At 39.8% G+C, this 20,743-nt stretch carries 18 protein-coding genes; 9 read left to right on the top strand and 9 right to left on the bottom strand.

The genetic code is table 11. The annotated features are described in order from the left end of the window. Positions 1 to 30: 30 nt before the first annotated feature. The 3 genes from tamL to H8744_RS14835 form a co-directional block, all read right to left on the bottom strand. Complete coding sequence (tamL, locus tag H8744_RS14825) at positions 31 to 2,340, bottom strand: translocation and assembly module lipoprotein TamL (RefSeq protein WP_262435573.1); 2,310 nt, start codon at positions 2,338 to 2,340, stop codon at positions 31 to 33. 154 nt (positions 2,341 to 2,494) lie between these two features. Then, positions 2,495 to 3,802: a M56 family metallopeptidase gene (locus H8744_RS14830; protein ID WP_439649361.1), complete on the bottom strand. Its 1,308-nt coding sequence runs from the start codon at positions 3,800 to 3,802 to the stop codon at positions 2,495 to 2,497. A gap of 13 nt (positions 3,803 to 3,815) precedes the next feature. Next, entirely contained in the window at positions 3,816 to 4,178 is a 363-nt protein-coding gene (locus H8744_RS14835; RefSeq protein WP_262435575.1) for a BlaI/MecI/CopY family transcriptional regulator, read from the bottom strand. A 184-nt stretch (positions 4,179 to 4,362) separates the two neighbouring features. On the opposite strand from H8744_RS14835, the gene H8744_RS14840 reads away from it, so the two are divergent. After that, a complete protein-coding gene (locus tag H8744_RS14840) occupies positions 4,363 to 5,127 on the top strand; it encodes a TrmH family RNA methyltransferase (protein WP_262435576.1) in 765 nt (254 codons plus the stop codon). Here the strand turns inward: H8744_RS14840 and H8744_RS14845 are convergent. From H8744_RS14845 to ileS, 5 genes are all read right to left on the bottom strand, one after another. Next, positions 5,078 to 5,329: a hypothetical protein gene (locus H8744_RS14845; protein ID WP_262435577.1), complete on the bottom strand. Its 252-nt coding sequence runs from the start codon at positions 5,327 to 5,329 to the stop codon at positions 5,078 to 5,080. The genes H8744_RS14840 and H8744_RS14845 overlap by 50 nt on opposite strands. Beyond that, positions 5,330 to 6,379 (bottom strand): DUF4296 domain-containing protein, encoded by a 1,050-nt coding sequence (locus H8744_RS14850; protein WP_262435578.1) that lies wholly within the window; start codon positions 6,377 to 6,379, stop codon positions 5,330 to 5,332. It lies immediately after the preceding gene. Next, positions 6,376 to 7,020, bottom strand: a complete 645-nt coding sequence (locus H8744_RS14855; RefSeq protein WP_262435579.1) for a lipoprotein signal peptidase — start codon at positions 7,018 to 7,020, stop codon at positions 6,376 to 6,378. Before H8744_RS14855 ends, H8744_RS14850 begins: the two co-directional genes overlap by 4 nt. Positions 7,021 to 7,125: 105 nt before the next feature. After that, the gene (locus H8744_RS14860; RefSeq protein ID WP_262435580.1) at positions 7,126 to 7,506 is read right to left on the bottom strand and encodes a TraR/DksA family transcriptional regulator; all 381 of its coding nucleotides are present in this window, start codon (positions 7,504 to 7,506) and stop codon (positions 7,126 to 7,128) included. Between the two features lie 48 nt (positions 7,507 to 7,554). Next, a complete protein-coding gene (ileS, locus tag H8744_RS14865) occupies positions 7,555 to 10,980 on the bottom strand; it encodes an isoleucine--tRNA ligase (RefSeq protein ID WP_262435581.1) in 3,426 nt (1,141 codons plus the stop codon). Positions 10,981 to 11,223: 243 nt separating this feature from the next. Between ileS and H8744_RS14870 the strand changes: the two genes are divergently transcribed. From H8744_RS14870 to H8744_RS14885, 4 genes are all read left to right on the top strand, one after another. Continuing rightward, positions 11,224 to 12,273, top strand: a complete 1,050-nt coding sequence (locus H8744_RS14870) for a DUF2776 domain-containing protein (protein ID WP_262435582.1) — start codon at positions 11,224 to 11,226, stop codon at positions 12,271 to 12,273. A gap of 625 nt (positions 12,274 to 12,898) precedes the next feature. Then, complete coding sequence (locus tag H8744_RS14875) at positions 12,899 to 13,777, top strand: cytochrome c biogenesis ResB family protein (protein WP_262435583.1); 879 nt, start codon at positions 12,899 to 12,901, stop codon at positions 13,775 to 13,777. Next, positions 13,774 to 14,559 carry a cytochrome c biogenesis protein gene (locus tag H8744_RS14880; RefSeq protein WP_262435584.1) on the top strand — a complete coding sequence of 262 codons (786 nt, stop codon included), beginning with the start codon at positions 13,774 to 13,776 and terminating at the stop codon, positions 14,557 to 14,559. The genes H8744_RS14875 and H8744_RS14880 overlap by 4 nt, the downstream gene beginning before the upstream one ends. A 17-nt stretch (positions 14,560 to 14,576) precedes the next feature. Further along, positions 14,577 to 15,965, top strand: coding sequence for a cytochrome c peroxidase (locus H8744_RS14885; RefSeq protein ID WP_262435585.1), 1,389 nt, complete (start codon positions 14,577 to 14,579; stop codon positions 15,963 to 15,965). 59 nt (positions 15,966 to 16,024) lie between these two features. Here H8744_RS14885 and rbp read toward each other — a convergent pair whose 3' ends face one another. Next, positions 16,025 to 16,270 (bottom strand): RNA-binding regulator, encoded by a 246-nt coding sequence (gene rbp, locus H8744_RS14890; protein WP_262435586.1) that lies wholly within the window; start codon positions 16,268 to 16,270, stop codon positions 16,025 to 16,027. Between the two features lie 356 nt (positions 16,271 to 16,626). On the opposite strand from rbp, the gene thiD reads away from it, so the two are divergent. The 4 genes from thiD to sucD all read left to right on the top strand — a co-directional run bounded on the left by thiD (position 16,627) and on the right by sucD (position 20,734). After that, a complete protein-coding gene (gene thiD / locus H8744_RS14895) occupies positions 16,627 to 17,445 on the top strand; it encodes a bifunctional hydroxymethylpyrimidine kinase/phosphomethylpyrimidine kinase (protein ID WP_262435587.1) in 819 nt (272 codons plus the stop codon). Between the two features lie 119 nt (positions 17,446 to 17,564). Next, on the top strand, positions 17,565 to 18,452 hold the full coding sequence (gene fabD / locus H8744_RS14900; protein ID WP_262435588.1) for an ACP S-malonyltransferase: 888 nt from the start codon (positions 17,565 to 17,567) through the stop codon (positions 18,450 to 18,452). 252 nt (positions 18,453 to 18,704) lie between these two features. Continuing rightward, the gene (gene sucC, locus H8744_RS14905; RefSeq protein ID WP_262435589.1) at positions 18,705 to 19,868 is read left to right on the top strand and encodes an ADP-forming succinate--CoA ligase subunit beta; all 1,164 of its coding nucleotides are present in this window, start codon (positions 18,705 to 18,707) and stop codon (positions 19,866 to 19,868) included. Further along, on the top strand, positions 19,865 to 20,734 hold the full coding sequence (gene sucD, locus H8744_RS14910; protein WP_262435590.1) for a succinate--CoA ligase subunit alpha: 870 nt from the start codon (positions 19,865 to 19,867) through the stop codon (positions 20,732 to 20,734). Before sucC ends, sucD begins: the two co-directional genes overlap by 4 nt. The last annotated feature ends 9 nt before the right edge of the window (positions 20,735 to 20,743 follow it).

A 20,743-nucleotide genomic window follows, 5' to 3' on the forward strand; every position in this document is an offset into this window, starting at 1 on the left:
TTTTTGTTTGTAAAGTTATAAGGCTGTTTCCTAAAATGGATATCCCACAGCGAAATGAAATGCAAAATCCCGACTGAAATCTGGATGAATGATTGGCCAACGTTGTTTACCACTTTCATATGCCGGATTTATAGCTTTCATGCCACCGTCAAAACGTAGTACAAAGAAATCCAAATCCAGTCTTAAACCCAATCCATAAGCTACAGCAATCTGCTTGTAGAATTTATTAAACTTAAATACTCCTCCCGGTTGATTTGCGTAATCACGGATTGTCCAAATATTACCTGCATCAATAAAAGCCGCTCCTTGGAACTTCCAAAAAAGTTTACTTCTATATTCGATACTTGCGTCCAACTTTATATCTCCGGATTGATTCAGAAAATTGCCGTCACCGGGGAATGATCCGGGACCTAAATCGCGGACAGACCATCCGCGTACGCTATTTGCCCCCCCTGAAAAATATTGTTTTTCAAAAGGGATTGTTTTAGCATTTCCATATGGTACGGCAATCCCAATACCTGCATGAAATGCCAATGAATTACGATGATCGATCCGTATATTTTTTGCAAAGTCAAAATCTCCTTTTATATACTGTGCATATGGAATACCTAATATGGCATATTCCCCATCATTATTTTTATGTAAGCTTGTAGCTTTCGACAAAGCATACAGGATATTACCTGCAGATTCTATATTTGCACGAATCGAATAAGAATTGGATGTGATTGTATTATTAATTAAAGCGTTTCCTGCACTATTGAAGTTATAGCTATAACCCATTCGTACAATAAGTCGATTTTTATAATTATATTCAAATATATGATTTTGTCCTTTATTGATATAATCTTCACGGAATTTATCGGATATCCAAGGGAGATATAAATATCCGATATCAATCATGTCGATACGATGTTGCGTCCGCTGACGTTGCGTCCATTTATAGCTCCAAGAGGCAGATGCAACCGTACGCGAGAACTCCGGTCTTAACTGATAGCTATATTGTAAGCCGAATTCCGTTGTGGCTCGTATATTACGTTTGAAGTCCGAACTTAAAAAGGGAAACAGGAAACTTGGAAAATTAATACTTGTTTCTACTCCATATTCAGTGTAATTGTTGTTGCGGTAATCACCTTGCAGTCCGGTAATTGCTTCATAAGCACCACGAAATTTCATCATAAACGTTTCTGAGCCATGAAACAGATTTCTGTGTTGAAATGATACCGAAGCGGCTGCTCCGAGATCACCAGCGGAGTTTGTTCCTTCTAACTCAAAAGAGATGGATTTATGTTTGCTTTTTGTAAGCATGACATAGCAATTTAGCATAGTCGTGTCTCCGACAGTCGTTTCAAAAAAACGAATATTTGTATATTTCAATGCCGGTAACCTTCCGAAGTAGGTATAAGTGCGTTGGACATCACGTTCGTTATATAAATCTCCGACAGAAAAGCGCAGATTATCAGTAAGTACTTTCGGACGTAAGTAAAGTTTATCTTTATAATAGATGGGATAATCTTTATAATGTATCGAATCATTGATTTCAATGCTGCTTAATGCCGATGATTGTAGAACGTCATAGTCAGTTATGAAATTAATCTTGTTGATCCGATATTGATAATGTTCTCTAGGCGTATCTTCCGTACGTAATTTAAACGGGTGCAGATGGAGGGTAAGGTCCACAAGATAAGTATTGCGAACTGTATCGGCAGTATAGGATATGTAATCTTTATTGAATTTATAATACCCTTTGCGAAGTAAATTATCGGTAATGCGTTGGCGCTCATCGTCTAAAACGTTTACATCGAAAAGCATCCCTTCTTTTAAGAGAGTGCTGGCAGAGTCCTTCTGCATATATTCTGCAATCTTACTGTCTTTTATATCATAATTTAGAGTACGGACTATGTATGGTTTGCCGGTTGTAACTTCATAATGCAATTTCAGCTTTTTCTTTTTGGTCTTTGTTACACGTTTAACTGAAGCTCCCATATATCCCATATTCTGCACGGCCTTTGTAATCTCTTCCTGAGAACGTTTCGCTTCGCTTTCATTATATATTACGGGAGCATCACCTATTTTACGAAGAAATTTGTTAATCCATTTAGTAGAATCTCTACCGGAAAGGTCATATACATACAACTGGGTTTTTATCAAACTGAACCATTTGGCATTTGGATTTTGTCTTACATACATCCGCAGATTAGAAGGTTTCACTTCTTTATTATCCGTAATAACCTTTACTTCGTCCAATAAATAGGAACCATCCGGCACAAACTTAGTAGCCGAACAGGAAGCGAGCATCAAGATAGCAAAAAAAAATATTGTGTAAAGATAACCTTTCCTCATACAGTCCAAATCGTTGCCTCATTTAAGCCTACAAATATACTCCATTTTTTCTGTTTGGGGAAATAATAAATGCTAATTCGCCCATGTGAAAGCATGACTATCTGCACACGGGCGAACTATCACTAATTGATCAATTAACCGATCAATTCATCTGTTATTTTAGGCGGAAAGCGATAGGAACCGTATATTTCACACGGACAACTTCTCCTTTTTGTTTTCCTGGCTTCCAGTTTGGCATAGAATTGATTACACGTAAAGCTTCTTTGTCCAATTCAGATTGTACACTGCGGACAACGTGGGCATCTTCAATTTTCCCATCTGTATTTACTACAAACTGAACGACTACGCGACCTTGAACACCTTTATTCTGAGCGTCTGAAGGATATTTAATATTTCTGCTTAAGAATGTCATCAGTGCCTCCATACCTCCAGGGAATTCAGGCATTTCTTCTACTACATCAAAAGCATCATTTGCAGTGGCTGTTAAAGTGTCGTTCTTTACTACTTCCGGTATAGCTTTTACTTCAACTTCTTCATTTTTTGTTGCCTTATCTTCGCTTTCCATATTGGCACAATTACTGAACAGGATGAGTAAGGCGGTGATAGGAATAAACATCAGGTACTTGCTCTTCATGATGTTACGGGTTCTTTTTCTGTTTAACATTTTAATTCTGTTTTTTAAAGGTAATACACTAAAGTTATTATATAGATTTGCTGCAGCCAATTGAGTATGTTTTAAACCAAGAAGATGATATTGATAGGTTTTCTTATCATAACCATTTTGTATGACTTTACGGTCGGCTAGATATTCGTGATTTACGCGCATTTCACTTCGTATCAGCCAAGCAAAAGGATTGAACCAGCAGAATATAATTGCTAGTTGTGCGAGAAGTATATCCGCGGAGTGTAATTCGCGTACATGTGTCTGTTCATGGATCAATATTTCTTTTATTTCTTTATTTGTATGAATAGCCGGATATAGGCATATCCATTTGAAAAACGAATAAGGTTCCTGCTTTTCTTTGGCAATACATACACAAGTCCCATCGATAATGGTTTTATCGGACTGGTGAAGATCATAACAGGTTTTGTAGATTTCTAGTACGGTGCGAATCAGAAGAATGGAAATACCGATCACGTACACTATCATCAAAGATACAGCTATCCACGAATAAAGGGACATTCCCGGATTGACGGATATTCCAACTCCAGCATTATAAGTGATCTCTATTTCGGGTAGTACTTTTTCATAGAAATCATTTATGACCTGTCCCGTATGATTCATTGTCATCCATCCTGGAATAGAAAATAGCGGATAAACAAATGATGTAATATAGATCAATATCAACATAAATCTCCGTAAACCAAAAAATGTATCCTTGGTGAACATGAGCTTATAGAAGGTATAAAGAACCACTAAAGCAAAATTCACTTTTATAAGATATAAAATGAAAGGTGTCATAGTTCATATAATTTTATGATTCTTCTTCCTCAATGATATTTATAAGATCCTCCAATTCTTTCTTAGTTATTTTACGGTCTCTAACAAAAAATGAAACCATTTCTTTGTATGAACCTGTAAAATAGTTGCTAACCACCCCACTCAGGAAGTAACGTTTATAATCACTTTCTTTGATGATCGGATGGTATTGAATGGAGTTGCCTAATTTGAATGGAGACAGATATTTCTTCTTTTCCAAATTACGTACTACCGATGCCAGGCTTGTATAAGGTGGACGAGGTTCGGGCATTTGATTTAGTACATCTCTAATGAAACTCTCTCCGAGCTTCCAAAAGTAAAGCATTACTTCCTCTTCTTGTTGTGTAAGTCTCTCCATACTAATTTTATTTATTTCTGAATATCAATCTACTATTTATTAGCAAATCTACGAAAATTAAATAGATAGTATATATTTATCTGTGTAAATATTGTTAATGGGAAGGAAATAACTATAGAAAAACATGCTATAAAAAGCGGAATATTGCGATTATCTTCATAGCTTTGCTGCAAATAAGAGTAATATGCCAGCATTAAGTAAAAATAGAATAAAGTATATCCGTTCACTGGATTTAAAAAAGATACGTAAAGAAGAAAAGGTATTTTTGGCTGAAGGGCCTAAACTCGTTGGTGATTTACTGGAGTATTTTCCATGTTCGTTTCTTGCTGCTACTACATCATGGCTACAAGGGCATCCTTTTGTTCAGGCAGATGAAATTGCGGAAGTTAATGCAGAAGATTTATCTCGCGCCAGTTTATTAAAAACTCCGCAACAAGTATTAGCCATATTTAGGCAATCGGATTATGAATTAGATAAATCAATCATCAAAGATTCTCTTTGCTTGGCTCTTGATGATATCCAGGATCCTGGGAATTTAGGAACAATTATCAGACTTGCAGATTGGTTCGGTATCGAGCATATCATTTGCTCGCCTAATACGGTAGATGTATACAATCCTAAAACTATACAAGCCACAATGGGAGGAATAGCTCGTGTGAAGGTATATTATACTCCCCTACCCGATCTGATAAAATCGTTGGGAGATACGCCGATTTACGGAACATTATTGAATGGTGACAACATGTACAGCCAGCGATTATCCCGTAATGGGTTGATTATTATGGGTAATGAGGGGAATGGTATTAGCAAAGAAGTAGAATCTTTGATCACCCGAAAATTATATATACCAAATTATCCACAAAGCCGGGAAACTTCCGAATCACTGAATGTAGCCATTGCTACGGCAGTTGTTTGCGCTGAGTTTCGGCGACAGGCTGCATGGAAGTAAAATCAAATGGATATAAAAGATAGGCGCGGAAACTACCCCTGTCCGGTATCAATTCTATCACTCCCGGCATCCATTCTACGGATTCGATTTCTTCAGTAAGAGGGAAGAATTTCGCAACGAATTCTTCCTCCATCTCTATTACAAATTGTTTCAAATACCCTTTTTCGGGTATATATAAATAATGAGAGGCAAAACGTTTCATTTAATTACGTGATGTGGATTGAACATGTTGGCGCTGATTCATTCTCTTTTCTTGCTGGAGTTCTCTCTTTTCCTTTTGAATGTGTTGCTCAACTTCTAATTGTTCCGGTTTTACCTCGCGAGTTTGTTTTGTGCGGCGGCGATTCATTTCTTCCGGACTCAATCGTTGCGGTTCCTGTATCTCAGTTTTGGCACTATCACTTTTCTGTTTTTCTTCAATTACATTTCCAGAGTCTGCTTTTAATGTGTCGTTTTGCAATGAATCGTTTAAAAGTCGTAATGAATCATTAGAATGATAACGCATCAGAGAAATCCGGTCTGCCAACAATGTACGTTGAGATTTTCCTCTTGGGTAATAAATAAATCCATTTATTTCTTTTATTGCCCCCAAAGAATCTGATTGCAGGCGAATGCTCTGTGTACCGGCTTCGATAATTTCTTTTGTTTCACCGATTATGCTATCGTTCTCGAATTTTATCTGCATTGCCATTAATGCCGAAATCACAGAATCTGCTTGTTGTCCGGGGAAATTGAAATTGACTTCCCAAACCAAAGTATCCCGTTCTTTGAAATTGGAGTCAGATGGCAACGTAAAAGTGAATTTATTACTCATTGGCAATCCGGCCAGCCGTATCATATGCCGCCACGCCCATACATTAATGCTATCTCCGGGAGCAGATGTCATTGGCTTTTTGTCACGGATAGCAATGAGATGGTTGATCGCATTCTGTTGATCTTTTAGCTTGCTGTTTACTCTTTCGTAAATTTTAGAAAGGATTTCCGTATTTCGTGTGTACCATACCATCGAAGAGTCGAAAACGGCTTCTGTCGTACCATATTTATTGAATACGGCATCCGTGTAGAGAACCTTTTTATAGTTTTCACTATACGGTAGATTCTCTCCCATTGCTTTTGCAATATGATAATCATACAAAAGATTTTCCATTGTTGACTCTGGAAGCACTCCATCAGGTTTCTTAACCTTACATCCTGCTACGATTACTGTTAGCAGGCAGATCATGTACAAACGGAACCGGAACTCTTTTCTCATTTCTTGCTTTCGTCTTTTTTCTCGTGCGAATGATAGGACTCATTCAAATATTTGCTATAAAAAAGAAGCAAAGCGATGATACCACAACTGATGGCAGCATCTGCAAAATTAAAGATTGGGCTGAAGAATATGAAATGTTCTCCACCGACGACGGGCATCCACGCAGGCCAGTTGGTCTCGATGATCGGGAAATAGAACATATCCACAACTTTACCATAAAACCATGTTGAGTATCCTCCACCTTCGGGCATAAGAGTGGCAATCTGCGAATGAGTACTCTCATTGAATATTACTCCATAAAATACACTATCTATAATGTTTCCCAACGCCCCGGTCAGAATAAGTGATACGCAGATGATATAACCTGTTTTGAACCCTCTTTTAACGATTTTGTATAGATACCAACCTATCAATCCTACTGCGACAATCCGGAATGTGGTAAGGAATAATTTTCCAAAAATTTCCATGCCGAAGGCCATGCCATTGTTTTCTGTGAAGTAGATATAGAACCAGTCGGTAATATGGATGCTTTCGTGCCAATACATGTGAGTCTTCACCCAGATTTTAATAACCTGGTCAATAATCAACACGGAAAAGATTACGAGTAAAGCGATTTGCCCTTTCGTGAGTAGTTTTTTCATTATATGATGCTCTGGTATTTCATACAAGCCACGAGCTACAAGCTACATATAGGTTGCATATTGCAATGTACATGTAACTCATAGCTCGTAGCCGATTATTTCAAATTATTTTTTCCCACTGTTTTTTGCCTCGATGCTCAAGGTTGCATGAGGAACAGCACGCAAACGTTCTGCGGGGATCAGTTTTCCTGTTTCACGGCAAATGCCATACGTCTTGTTTTCAATACGTACAAGAGCTGCCTGCAAACCTTGGATAAACTTTAATTGGCGCTGTGCCAGACGGGTTGTCTCCTCTTTAGACAATGTATTAGCTCCTTCTTCAAGAACTTTATATGTAGGAGATGTATCATCCGTGTCATTGCCATCCAATCCCATCAGACTTAATTTCAACTGGTCGTAATCACGTTGAGCTAACTCCAGTTTCTCATTAATGATGGCGCGGAATTCCTCGAGTTCCGCATCCGAGTATCTTGTTTTTTCTGCCATAACTTTTAGTCGTTTAAAAGGTTAATTTTAGTATAGGTTTATGTATTATCATTCTTTTATAACATTGACAAACAAAGAAAAATCATCAAAGTTCAGTTCAGTCCCGTCTTTCACTTCATCTGCCAGTTCGAGGGAAGTCCCTAAAACTTGGTTACAAATATAGTCTTTATATTCTTTTACAGCATCATCTGTTTGCAGATTTTTAGAGATTGTTACTCTTATCTTGTCTGTTATTTCAAAACCGCTCGATTTGCGAATGTTCTGAATACGGTTTACCAATTCACGGGCAATACCCTCGCGACGAAGTTCTTCTGTGACTGTAACCTCTAGAGCAACAGTCAATTTACCTTCATTCGCAACAAGCCATCCTGGAATGTCTTCACTGAAGATTTCCACATCGACTGCTTCAATGACCACTGCTGCTCCATCCAAGTCGAAAGTATATCTGCCATTCTTTTCCAATTCAGCGATAGCATCTTGTGACATTGCCGCAACTGCAGCAGCGACAGATTTCATCTGTTTGCCGAATTTCGGACCGAGTTTTTTGAAATCACATTTCACTTTCTTCACTAAGACACCGGCAGCCCCATCTACGAATCTGATCTCTTTCACATTCACCTCATTCATGATCAGTGCTTTTACGGCTTCAATATGGGCTTTTTGTTCTTCATCAACTACCGGAACCATGATACATTGAAGCGGTTGGCGAACTTTGATATTAACTTTACGACGCAATGCCAATACCATAGAGGTGACATCCTGAGCCATTTGCATCTGAGTTTCCAACTCTTTATTGATTATGCTTTCATTGCATTCAGGGAACTTAGCCAAATGAACGGATACTACACTGTCACGTCCCGTAGCTGCAATCAGATCACTGTACAAACGATCCGCATAGAACGGTGCAATCGGAGCCATCAATTTAGCTACTGTTTCCAAACATGTATACAGTGTCTGATAGGCCGATAGTTTATCTTGAGTGAATCCACCGCCCCAGAAACGTTTACGATTCAAGCGTACATACCAGTTCGACAAGTTATCGTTAACGAAATCCGAGATTAAACGTCCGGCTTTTGTCGGTTCGTATTCATTGTAACAAGTATCTACTTCTTTTATTAATGTGTTCAGTACGGAAAGAATCCAACGATCGATTTCGGGACGTTCTTCCATCGGAACATCCGTCTCCTTATATTCAAATCCGTCTACATTCGCATAGAGAGCGAAGAATGAATACGTATTATATAATGTACCAAAGAACTTGCGGCGGACTTCTTCAATACCGTCTACATCAAATTTCAGATTATCCCAAGGAGAAGAATTCGTAATCATATACCACCGCAAAGGATCGGAACCGTACTTTTCAATTGTGGAGAATGGATCGACTGCGTTGCCCAATCGTTTGGACATTTTGTTTCCGTTTTTATCCAGTACGAGTCCGTTGGATATGACTGCTTTATAAGAGACACTATCGAACACCATTGTAGCAATGGCATGCAAAGTAAAGAACCATCCACGGGTCTGATCCACCCCTTCGGCAATAAAGTCAGCAGGATATACCAGATGTTTGTCTAACAATTCTTTGTTTTCAAACGGATAGTGAATCTGGGCATATGGCATAGCTCCTGAATCGAACCAAACGTCAATCAAGTCCGTTTCACGTTTCATTGGTTTTCCATCTTTGGAAACAAGGATGATGTCATCTACATACGGACGATGCAAATCGATTTTATTATAATTATCTTCCGAATACTGCCCTGGAACGAAACCTTTCTCTTTGTATGGATTAGATTTCATAAATCCTGCAGCGACCGATTTTTCTATTTCATTGTATAGTTCTTCTACGGATTCAATGCACATCTCATCGCTGTTGTCTTCAGTACGCCAGATCGGTAATGGAGTGCCCCAATAACGTGATCGGCTCAGATTCCAGTCGTTCAAGTTTTCGAGCCATTTACCAAAACGACCGGTTCCTGTTGACTCTGGTTTCCAGTTGATGGTTTTATTCAATTCCATCATCCGTTCTTTGCATGCTGTCGAACGAATAAACCAACTGTCCAATGGATAGTAAAGTACAGGTTTGTCCGTACGCCAGCAGTGTGGATAGTTGTGTACATGCTTTTCGATTTTGAAAGCGAGGTTGTTAGCTTTCATCATCATGCAAATGCTTACATCCAGAGTCTCATCCTGATCGGTCAGAGACGGATCATAAGCATTTTTCACAAAACGGCCGGCATATTCTTTATATAGATCAATATTAACGCGCTCTTTTACAAACGTTTCGTCAAGTTCATCTAAAGTATAGAATTTACCGGTCAGATCGACCATAGGACGGAGTTCCCCCTTTTTATTGACTAGTTGCAACGGAGGTACACCGGCTGCTTTAGCTACCAGGGCATCATCCGCACCAAACGTAGGAGCGATATGCACGATACCCGTACCGTCTTCTGTGGTTACATAATCACCCGGGATAACGCGGAATGCACCCTCTCCCGGATTTACCCAAGGAATCAGTTGTTCGTATTCCATGCCAACCAGGTCGGGGCCTTTATATTCGGCTATTACTTTGAACGGTACGAGTTTGTCACCAGGTTTGTAATCTTCCAGCTTCAGATCGGCAGCTTTAGGATTGAAATGTGCATTTAACAAAGCTTTTGCCAAAACTACAGTGATAGGTTGGCCGGTATATGCATTATAAGATTGTACGGCTACATAATCTATCTTCGGGCCTACACAAAGTGCAGTGTTTGACGGCAATGTCCATGGTGTGGTAGTCCATGCGAGAAAATACGGAGTCCCCCACTCAGCCATTTCCGGCTTTGGATTTTTCATCTTGAACTGAGCCACAACGGTAGTATCTTTCACATCACGGTAACAGCCCGGTTGGTTCAACTCATGGGAACTCAAACCTGTTCCGGCAGCCGGTGAATACGGTTGGATGGTGTATCCTTTATATAACAGTCCTTTTTTATATAATTGTTTCAAGAGCCACCACAATGTTTCAATATAGCGGTTGTCAAATGTGATATAAGGGTGCTTCATGTCTACCCAATATCCCATCTTGTGAGTCAGGTCTTCCCACTCTTTCGTGTATTTCATCACATCTTTCCGACAAGCTGCATTATATTCGGCTACGGAAATCTTTTTGCCGATGTCTTCCTTCGTGATTCCTAAAGCCTTCTCTACACCCAATTCAACCGGAAGTCCGTGAGTGTCCCATCCGGCTTTACGTTTCACCTGATAGCCTTTCATTGTTTTGTAACGGCAGAATATATCTTTAATAGAACGGGCCATCACATGGTGAATACCCGGCATACCATTGGCTGAGGGAGGTCCTTCGAAGAAAACAAACGAAGGACAGCCTTCACGTTCTGTCATACTCTTGGCGAAAACCTGGTTTTCGTCCCATTTTTTCAATACATCCTTGTTTACCTGTGAGAGGTCGAACTGTGAATATTCAGCAAACTTCTTGCTCATCTTTTATCTACGATTTTACAAATTACATGGTTCAAATGAAGATACTCTTTGTATTATTGAAGTAATCTTCTTATTTTAAGGGTGCAAATGTACAAAAACATTCTTTTTCTTACAAGAAAAGGCTTTTTAATTTCAATCCGTCAGAAAAGCCTTTCTATGATAAAGACTCTAAAAAGCATTGATAAAAGTCAAACAAAACAAATAAAATCTTGTTGTAGTGGAAATTTTAAACTATTACAGGATATGAATTACGGTATAAGCGTGTTATTCAGGGCAATTCCGCTGTTGATGGCTCTGTTCTGTTTCGGGTACGGAACATTTATTTATGTTTTGGGCGATGATCCAAGTCGGTTGGTAGCTGGCCCGGTAGTCTTTTCATTGGGGATGATCTGTATTGCACTCTTTGCAACAGCTGCAACTATCATACGACAGATTATCCATACATATGGGCGGAATTCAAAATACGCTTTGCCGATCATTGCCTACCTGTCTGCCGTGATTACTATCATTGGCGGGATTGTCATCTTCTCTACTTCTGATACACCGGGAGCATTCGTTGCCGGACATGTAGTGGCAGGTGTCGGATTGATCACGACATGTGTGGCAACAGCAGCCACTTCTTCAACCCGTTTTTCGCTGATTCCTCTCAATTCAAAAGCAAATGGGCATGATATACCCCAAGAAGCTTTTACCGACAGTCAGGAGCGTTTGTTAAAGGGGGTTGCAGTTGTAGCTTCTGGTGCAGCTTGGATATGGGCTTTCGTATTATTAGGACAAAGCGAGATTCATCCAGCCTATTTCGTAGCAGGCCATGTAATGATCGGTTTGGCCTGCATCTGCACAAGCTTGATTGCATTGGTGGCAACCATAGCCCGGCAAGTGCGGAATGTATATTCGGCAAATGAACGTAACCGATGGCCAAGGTTGGTATTGTTGATGGGGACAGTCTCTTTATTCTGGGGAGTGTTTGTGATTTTTGCCGATTCAAGTACAACAAACGGAGTGATCGGCTATATAATGATTGGTTTAGGATTGGTTTGTTATAGCATTTCCAGCAAAGTTATCCTGTTGGCTAAAATCTGGAGACATGAATTTAAGTTATCCAATCGTATCCCTATGATTCCCATACTTACGGCATTGACCTGTTTGTTCTTGGCTGCTTTTGCATTCGAACTTGGTACCATTCATGAAGATTATTTTATTCCGGCACGTGTTCTTGCAGGACTGGGAGCTATCTGTTTTACATTATTTTCTATTGTCAGCATTCTGGAAAGTGGGACTTCGACTCAATAATTTATTTATATTAAATGAGTTTTATGAAACAAACCTATTCTTTTATAGCAATAAACTGTCAATAATCTTTTTCCTTTTTACTGATTAAAAAAGGTTTCTAAATCGTTCCTTAATCCTTGATTTATGGAATAATATTTTGACATCAATGAAGGCCAACTACTACGGATATTTTTCCTCACCGATGAACCATTTCCTGATCACCGATGAACACCCTGTTGCTCGGTGATGAACGACCTCTTCATCGGTGATCAAGAGGTCGTTCATCATCGAGGTAAAAATGCACTCAATAATGACTGATTATCAATGGTTTAAGTTTTATATTTTGCGTAATACTACCATAGGATTATCAAAAATGACAGTTTAACAACAAGCACTTTAAGATAAAAATTCCATACTTAACACATCTACTAAGGTAGATACTTGTCAGGTACTCGCTATACATTTATTTTAAATGCGGAATATGTATTCAACCACTGATTCGCCTTCACGGCAAACTAACACGTCCCTTAAAAAGCAACTGCTTTAAACTTCATTCAAAATTGTATTTAATACAAATTATCAGCCATTTTATACGTTTATTGGCATTTTTTTACTTACCTTTGTCACGGTGTTAAATGATAGAACAATGCGCGGACAACTATTATTTATATTGATTTATCTGATATTAGCTGCTTTTATACAGTCGATATTGGGGAATTTCCCTCTTTATTTTTTCACATTTCCATTGAATGTGATTCTGGCGTTGATGTGGAGCTTTTTGCTATTTCGATTTTATAAAGAAAGAAACAGATTACCATTCACACGTTTTTTGCTATCTTCCCGGACGAGTATCTTTTCTATTATATCATTAATAGGTGGTAGTCTGATTATTGGATTGTTTCCTCAATTATCTGACAGTGAAGCAGGGATGAAAGAAGGGATCGCTGCTGCTCTGGGATGCTATAACTTCATGACTTCATGGATATTCATAGCTATTTTATTTCTGTTACTGAGTAATTTGGGATTAGTAATTATCCATGCTTGTTACCATCGTAAGAAAGCAAAAATGCGTTTCCTGCTCAACCATATAGGTTTGTGGTTAGCATTATTTGCCGGATTCTTCGGAAGCAGCGATGTGTTGATCACTCGTATTCCTTTGTATGCCGGAAAAACTGCTCAAGAGTCATATAGCATGGATGGTTCCGTATATCATCTGGATTATGAAATGGAACTGCATTCTTTTAACGTGGAATATTATCCGAATGGGATGCCTTCCCGATTTGCAGCCGATGTTCGCATTGGAGACCAAAGCACCGTGTTGGAAGTTAATCATCCGTATAACTATCGGTTTGGAGAGGATATATATTTGACCGGATATGATACGAGAAACAATGGTAATTCTCAATATTGTGTGCTGCAAATAGTACGTCAGCCTTGGAAATATATTACTGTGGTTGGAATACTTATGATGTTAGCAGGTGCCATACTGCTATTTATTAACGGGCCAAAACATACTCAATCATGATAACCTGGAATAATTTTCACCTGTTTGCTATTGTTTCCATTGTATTATGGCTGATAGGTGCCACATTTGCATTACGGTCTTCAAAACGAAGCAGAGCAGCGATCGGCTTGACATCGGCAGGAGTACTCGTTTTGGGCGTTTTTATTGTCGGCTTGTGGATGTTTCTTCAACGTCCACCATTACGGACTATGGGTGAAACTCGCCTATGGTATTCCTTCTTCATGGGAATCGCAGGTTTATTGACGTACATTCGTTGGAAATACAGATGGATACTTTCCTTCTCAACTCTCCTTTCTACTGTTTTCGTCATCATCAATTTATTGAAGCCTGAGATTCATGATCAGTCTTTGATGCCCGCCTTACAAAGCGCATGGTTCATTCCCCATGTCACGGTTTATATGTTTTCATATTCAGTATTGGGATGCGCCTTTATTATTGCAATTTGCGGTTTGTTGCGTCATAGAGAAGAGTATTTGGTGACAGCCGACAATCTGGTATATGCCGGAGTCGCTTTTTTAACAATCGGAATGTTGCTCGGTTCACTTTGGGCAAAAGAAGCTTGGGGGAATTATTGGAGCTGGGATCCGAAAGAAACATGGGCTGTGATCACTTGGATGGGATATCTTTTATATATGCATCTGCGTCTGCAGCAAAAGACAAAGAACAAGCTGTTATATATTATATTGATATTCTCATTCCTTACATTGCAGATGTGTTGGTATGGAGTGAACTATCTGCCTTCAGCTCAACAAAGCGTACATTTATATAATCGTAGTAACTAATTAAAAAAGAATGCACAATGAAAAAGAGTACAAAACTTGCCATTGCCCTATTGGTGGTAATAGTCTTATTGACCGTTACCTATCGCGTCGCGAACAAAGCTCCTTCTCAGGAACTTACTGCTGACGCACAGATGCAGGAAATTATTACATCGGGAGGCTGTCTGCGCTGCCATTCCGCAAACTCCGATCTCCCATTTTATGCCAGTTGGCCAGTTGCCGGGAATATCGTTATGAAAGACGTTGCCGAAGGCCACCGCACTTTCGATATGGCGGAAATGGTTGAAGCATTGAAAGCTGGAAAACCTGTGGGTAAAGTTGCTCTGGCTAAAGTGGAGAAAGTGATGATGGATGGAAAAATGCCTTTGCACCAATACTATATGGTACATTGGGGCTCGACTACCACAGGTGCAAAAAAAGAAATGGCACTTGCTTGGGCTAAACAGCACCGCCTTGCGCATTACGCTAACGGTCTTTCCGCTGAAGAATTCGCTAATGAACCGATTCGCCCCATTGCGGATTCTATTCCAGTGGACATGCGTAAAGTAATCCTTGGCGACTTGCTATATCATGATACTCGTCTTTCGGCAGACAATACCGTTTCTTGTGCTTCCTGTCACGGATTAAATACCGGAGGAGTAGACAATAAGCAATATTCCGAAGGTGTCGGTGGACAATTCGGTGGTGTTAATGCTCCTACTGTTTATAATGCCGCATATAATTTCGTTCAGTTCTGGGACGGTCGAGCCGGAACACTCGCTGAACAAGCCGCTGGCCCTCCTTTGAACCCGGTAGAGATGGCTTGTCACTCTTTTGACGAAATCATTGCCAAACTGCAGCAGGATGAAAATTTCTCCAAAGCTTTTACCGAAGTATATCCTGACGGTTATTCTGAAAAAAACATCACGAATGCTATCGAAGAATTTGAAAAGACATTACTGACTCCGAACTCACGTTTCGATCGCTATCTGAAAGGCGATAAAAAAGCTATTAATGATGTAGAATTGGCAGGTTACGAGCTTTTTAAAAAATATGATTGTGCTACCTGCCATGTTGGAGAGACCCTTGGTGGGCAGTCTTACGAATTAATGGGAGTAAAGAGAGATTATTTTGCTGACAGAGGTCTTGAAATGACAGAAGAAGATAATGGTCGTTTCAAACAGACTAAAGATGATCGTGATAAGCACCGTTTTAAAGTGCCAGGTCTGAGAAACATAGCTTTGACTGCTCCTTATTTCCATGACGGAAGCATGAAAACGATGAAAGAGGCTGTAGATTATATGGCAAAATATCAAATGAATCTTGATCTTCCGGAGGATGAACTAAACAAAATAGTTTCCTTCTTAGAAACCTTGACAGGCGAATACAAAGGCAAACTGCTGACAAATGACAATTTTAAAGAGTTATAATAAAGAAAGGGTCACCATCGGTGACCCTTTCTTATTACCTTATATAAAATATAAATTAATTAGTTACGAGGCAAAGCTTCTTTAACTACCATTGCACGACCTTCATATTCAGCACCGTTTAATTCTGAAATAACGTTTCTGGCTTCAGTATCATTTGGCATTTCAACAAATGCGAATCCTTTAGATTTACGAGTCTCACGATCGGTAATCAGTTTTACTGAATCTACTGTTCCATACTCTTCCATTACTTGTCTCAGGTCTGCTTCCTTAACACGATAGCTAAGGTTTCCAATGTACATATTCATAATACAAAAAAATAAAAATTGATAAATAAAATAGAAACAAGAGAGGTTTGAAATTATATCCGGATTTCAACTGATTAGGTAGAAAATGAGAGCAAAAATAAAACGATCAATTGTTTTCGGTTACAAATAACGGAATAATATTTGGATTATTAGCTATGAAAGGGCATTTATTTTCCAATAAATGTACTTTTATTCAATAAAGGTTGCTTTTTTATATCGTTTTTAGGGTATTGTCTAAGGTGCGGGCTCTTTTTACCATTGATAAATACGCGATCTTCATCTCCCATTTCTTGTACTAACAAGTCTACTTCTCGGGATTTTGTTTTATCTTTGTTCTTCTAATATTAAAAACTAAAATGAAACACTATCCGGTTGTCCTTTCTATTGCTGGCTCTGATTGTTCGGGTGGAGCCGGTATCCAGGCAGACATCAAAACTGTTTCCGCACTGGGAGTATACGCAGCATCTGCCATAACTGCTGTAACTGTGCAGAACACAAAAGGTGTACGTGCCGTACACGCTGTCCCGGCAGAAATCGTGTGCAGTCAAATTGAGGCAGTAATGGAAGACATGCGCCCGGATGCAGTAAAGATCGGTATGATCAGCGAACGAATCATCGTCCAGGTTATTGCAGCTTGCTTACGGAAATACAACCCTAAATATGTAGTATACGACCCAGTAATGGTATCTACCAGTGGAAAAAGACTAATGGAAGAAGATGCTATCGAAGAAATTAAAAAAGAGCTTTTTCCATTAGTCAGTCTCATTACTCCAAATTTGGATGAAGCGGAAGTGCTGGCGGGGAAACGTATAGATTCTTTTGAAATGATGAAATTGACGTCACAGCAGTTGTCAGAGTCATATGGGACATCTGTGCTTCTAAAAGGGGGCCACCTTCAAGGTGATAAAATGCTAGATGTACTTTATACTGATGGAAATATACATATATATAATGAGAAAAGAATTGTTAGCAGAAATTTGCATGGGACCGGATGTACCCTTTCATCAGCCATAGCCGCTTATCTTGCTTTAGGAGAGCCGATGGATAAAGCTGTATCAAAAGCAAAAATATATCTTAGCGGGGCTATCGAACATGGAAAAGATGTAAATATAGGGAGTGGAAACGGCCCTTTATGCCACTTTTGGGAATCATCAAAAGCGGTGATCCTCACATAGTAATTTCATGGTTACATCACAGAAAGCATAAAGACATTGCACAAAAGCACTCCTTTTGTGCCGTTATATTACAAAAAGATGTAACTTTGTACCCGCAAATTAAAATTTAGAACAAAAGTATGAAAGCATTTGTATTTCCCGGTCAAGGTGCCCAATTCGTGGGTATGGGTAAAGACCTGTATGACAACTCTGCGTTGGCTAAAGAATTGTTTGAAAAAGCAAATGATATCCTTGGATATCGCATTACCGATATTATGTTCAACGGTACCGATGAAGATCTTCGCCAGACAAAGGTGACTCAACCTGCCGTATTCCTCCATTCCGTAATCTCAGCTCTTTGCATGGGCGATGATTTTAAGCCGGAAATGACTGCTGGTCATTCACTTGGTGAATTTTCCGCATTGGTAGCTGCCGGTGCCCTTTCATTCGAAGATGGACTGAAACTTGTATATGCACGTGCCATGGCTATGCAGAAAGCTTGTGAGGCAACTCCTTCCACAATGGCCGCCATCATAGCTTTACCGGACGAGAAAGTAGAAGAAATATGTGCTTCTGTCACTGAGGGAGGCGAGGTTTGTGTACCTGCAAACTATAACTGTCCGGGACAAATTGTTATTTCAGGTTCCATGCCGGGTATTGAAAAGGCTTGTGAACAGATGAAAGCTGCAGGAGCAAAACGCGCTCTTCCTTTAAAAGTGGGTGGTGCTTTCCATTCTCCACTGATGGATCCTGCCAAGATCGAACTGGAGGCTGCAATTAATGCAACCGAATTCCACACTCCCAAATGTCCGGTTTATCAAAATGTAGATGCGCTGCCTCATACGGATGCTGCTGAAATCAAGAAGAATCTGGTAGCCCAATTAACGGCCTCTGTACGATGGACTCAAACAGTGAAAAACATGGTTGCCGATGGTGCTACCGATTTTACAGAATGTGGTCCGGGAGCTGTTCTTCAAGGACTGATCAAGAAAATCGATTCTTCAGTAAATGCGCACGGAATTGCATAAAATGATTTTATAATGAACCTTTCCTATGGTTCAAGTTTAAAGTAAGGATGCCTAAATTACTTTAAGACGAAATAACCCTTGTTGCATCATTGTAGCGAGGGTTATTATTTTTATGAACTTTGTTCCTTTAAATAATAGCACAAAAGTTGTCGTAAAGATGAAGTAAAAAAACAGTTCTGTTATTAAGGGGATAAACTTTCCTGTCTAAGTTTTTGTTGTTTATCAAAAGAATTCAATAAACTCCAAAAGCCCATGAAGATACACGAATATCAAGCAAAAGAAATTTTTACCGGTTACGGGATTCCTGTTGAAAGACATACTTTGTGTCATTCTGCGGAAGAAGCTCTCCAAGCATACCGGCGGATGAATGTCGACAGAGTTGCCATCAAAGCACAGGTACTGACCGGTGGACGTGGAAAAGCAGGCGGTGTGAAGCTCGTTAACAATGAAAAAGACGTCTATCAAAAGTCTCAAGAGATTTTACACATGAATATTAAAGGACTTCCTGTTAAGAAAGTACTTGTCAGCGAAGTGGTGGATATTGCAGCGGAATATTATATCAGTTTTACCATTGATCGTAATATGCGGGCTGTCACCCTGATGATGAGTGCTTCCGGAGGAATGGATATAGAGGAAATAGCCCGGCAGACTCCTGAAAAGATTCTTCGTTATTCTATTGATCCCTTCATTGGTATTCCCGATTATCTGGCAAGGCGATTTGCATTCAGACTTTTTGATAAAGCAGATCTCGCTGACCGTATGGCAAAAATCATTCAGGAACTTTACCAAGTGTTTATAGAAAAAGATGCTTCGCTCGCTGAAGTGAATCCTCTGGTGCTAACAACCAAGGGTACGCTTATTGCCATAGATGCTAAAATGACATTTGATGACAATGCACTTTTCCGTCATCCCGATATCCGTTCCCTATTCGAACCTACGGAGGAAGAAAAATTGGAGGCATTGGCAAAAGAGAGGGGCTTTAGCTATGTCCGTATGAATGGTGACATCGGGTGCATGGTGAATGGAGCCGGATTGGCTATGGCAACAATGGATATGATAAAGCTCTATGGAGGTAGTCCCGCAAACTTTCTTGATATAGGTGGAAGCTCTAACCCGATGAAAGTAATAGAGGCTATGAAGATGCTTTTGGATGATAAAAAAGTAAAAGCGGTGCTTATCAATATATTTGGCGGAATCACCCGTGGAGATGATATTGCTGAAGGTTTACTTCAAGCCTTCGATCAGATAGAAAGCAACATTCCCGTTATAGTTCGCCTGACAGGTACAAACGGAGATATCGGACGAGAATTATTACAAACCAATAATCGCTTTCTGGTTACTGAGACGATGAAAGAAGCTACAATTTCGGCCATAAAATCAGCAAAAGAAACATCTGCAAAGGAGGCAAACGTATGAGTATATTGATAGATAAACAAACACGCCTGATTGTACAAGGAATTACGGGCAGAGACGGTCTTTTTCATGCAAAAAGAATGCAGGAATACGGAACGAACGTAGTGGGAGGAACCTCACCGGGAAAAGGAGGAACAGATGTTAATGGCGTGCCCGTATTCAATACTATGTATGAAGCGGTGGATAAAACCGATGCGAATACTTCTGTTATCTTTGTACCTGCAAAGGTGGCTGCCGATGCGATTATGGAAGCTGCCGATGCGGGAATCAAACTAATCATTTGTATCACGGAGGGGATACCTACACTTGATGTAATAAAAGCATACCGTTTTGCCACTGCCAAAGGTGCCAGATTGGTTGGTCCCAATTGCCCGGGAGTCATCTCTCCTGGTAAATGTTTGGCAGGGATACTTCCCGGACAGATATTCAGTGAAGGATGTGTCGGAGTGATCAGCCGTAGCGGTACTCTGACGTATGAGATAGTTCACCACCTTACGCTGAACGGTATGGGACAATCTACTGCCGTTGGCATGGGAGGCGATCCTGTGACCGGATTATCTTTTTGCGACTTACTCCAAATGTTCCAGGAAGATACGCAGACTAAAGCCATCGTAATGATTGGCGAAATCGGAGGAAATGCCGAAGAATTGGCTGCCGAATATATAAAACAGCATATGACTAAACCTGTTGTTGCTTTCATTGCCGGACAATCGGCACCTCCCGGAAAACAAATGGGGCATGCAGGAGCAATTATTTCCGGAAGCAGCGGCTCGGCTGCAGATAAAATAGCCTTGCTGGAAGCTGCGGGCATAAAGGTAGCAGGAGAACCTTCGGAAGTACCTTTATTATTAGCTAGATTTAAAATATAAAAAGAAAAG

The organism is Jilunia laotingensis (genome assembly GCF_014385165.1).
In the GTDB taxonomy this organism is placed as follows: domain Bacteria; phylum Bacteroidota; class Bacteroidia; order Bacteroidales; family Bacteroidaceae; genus Bacteroides; species Bacteroides laotingensis.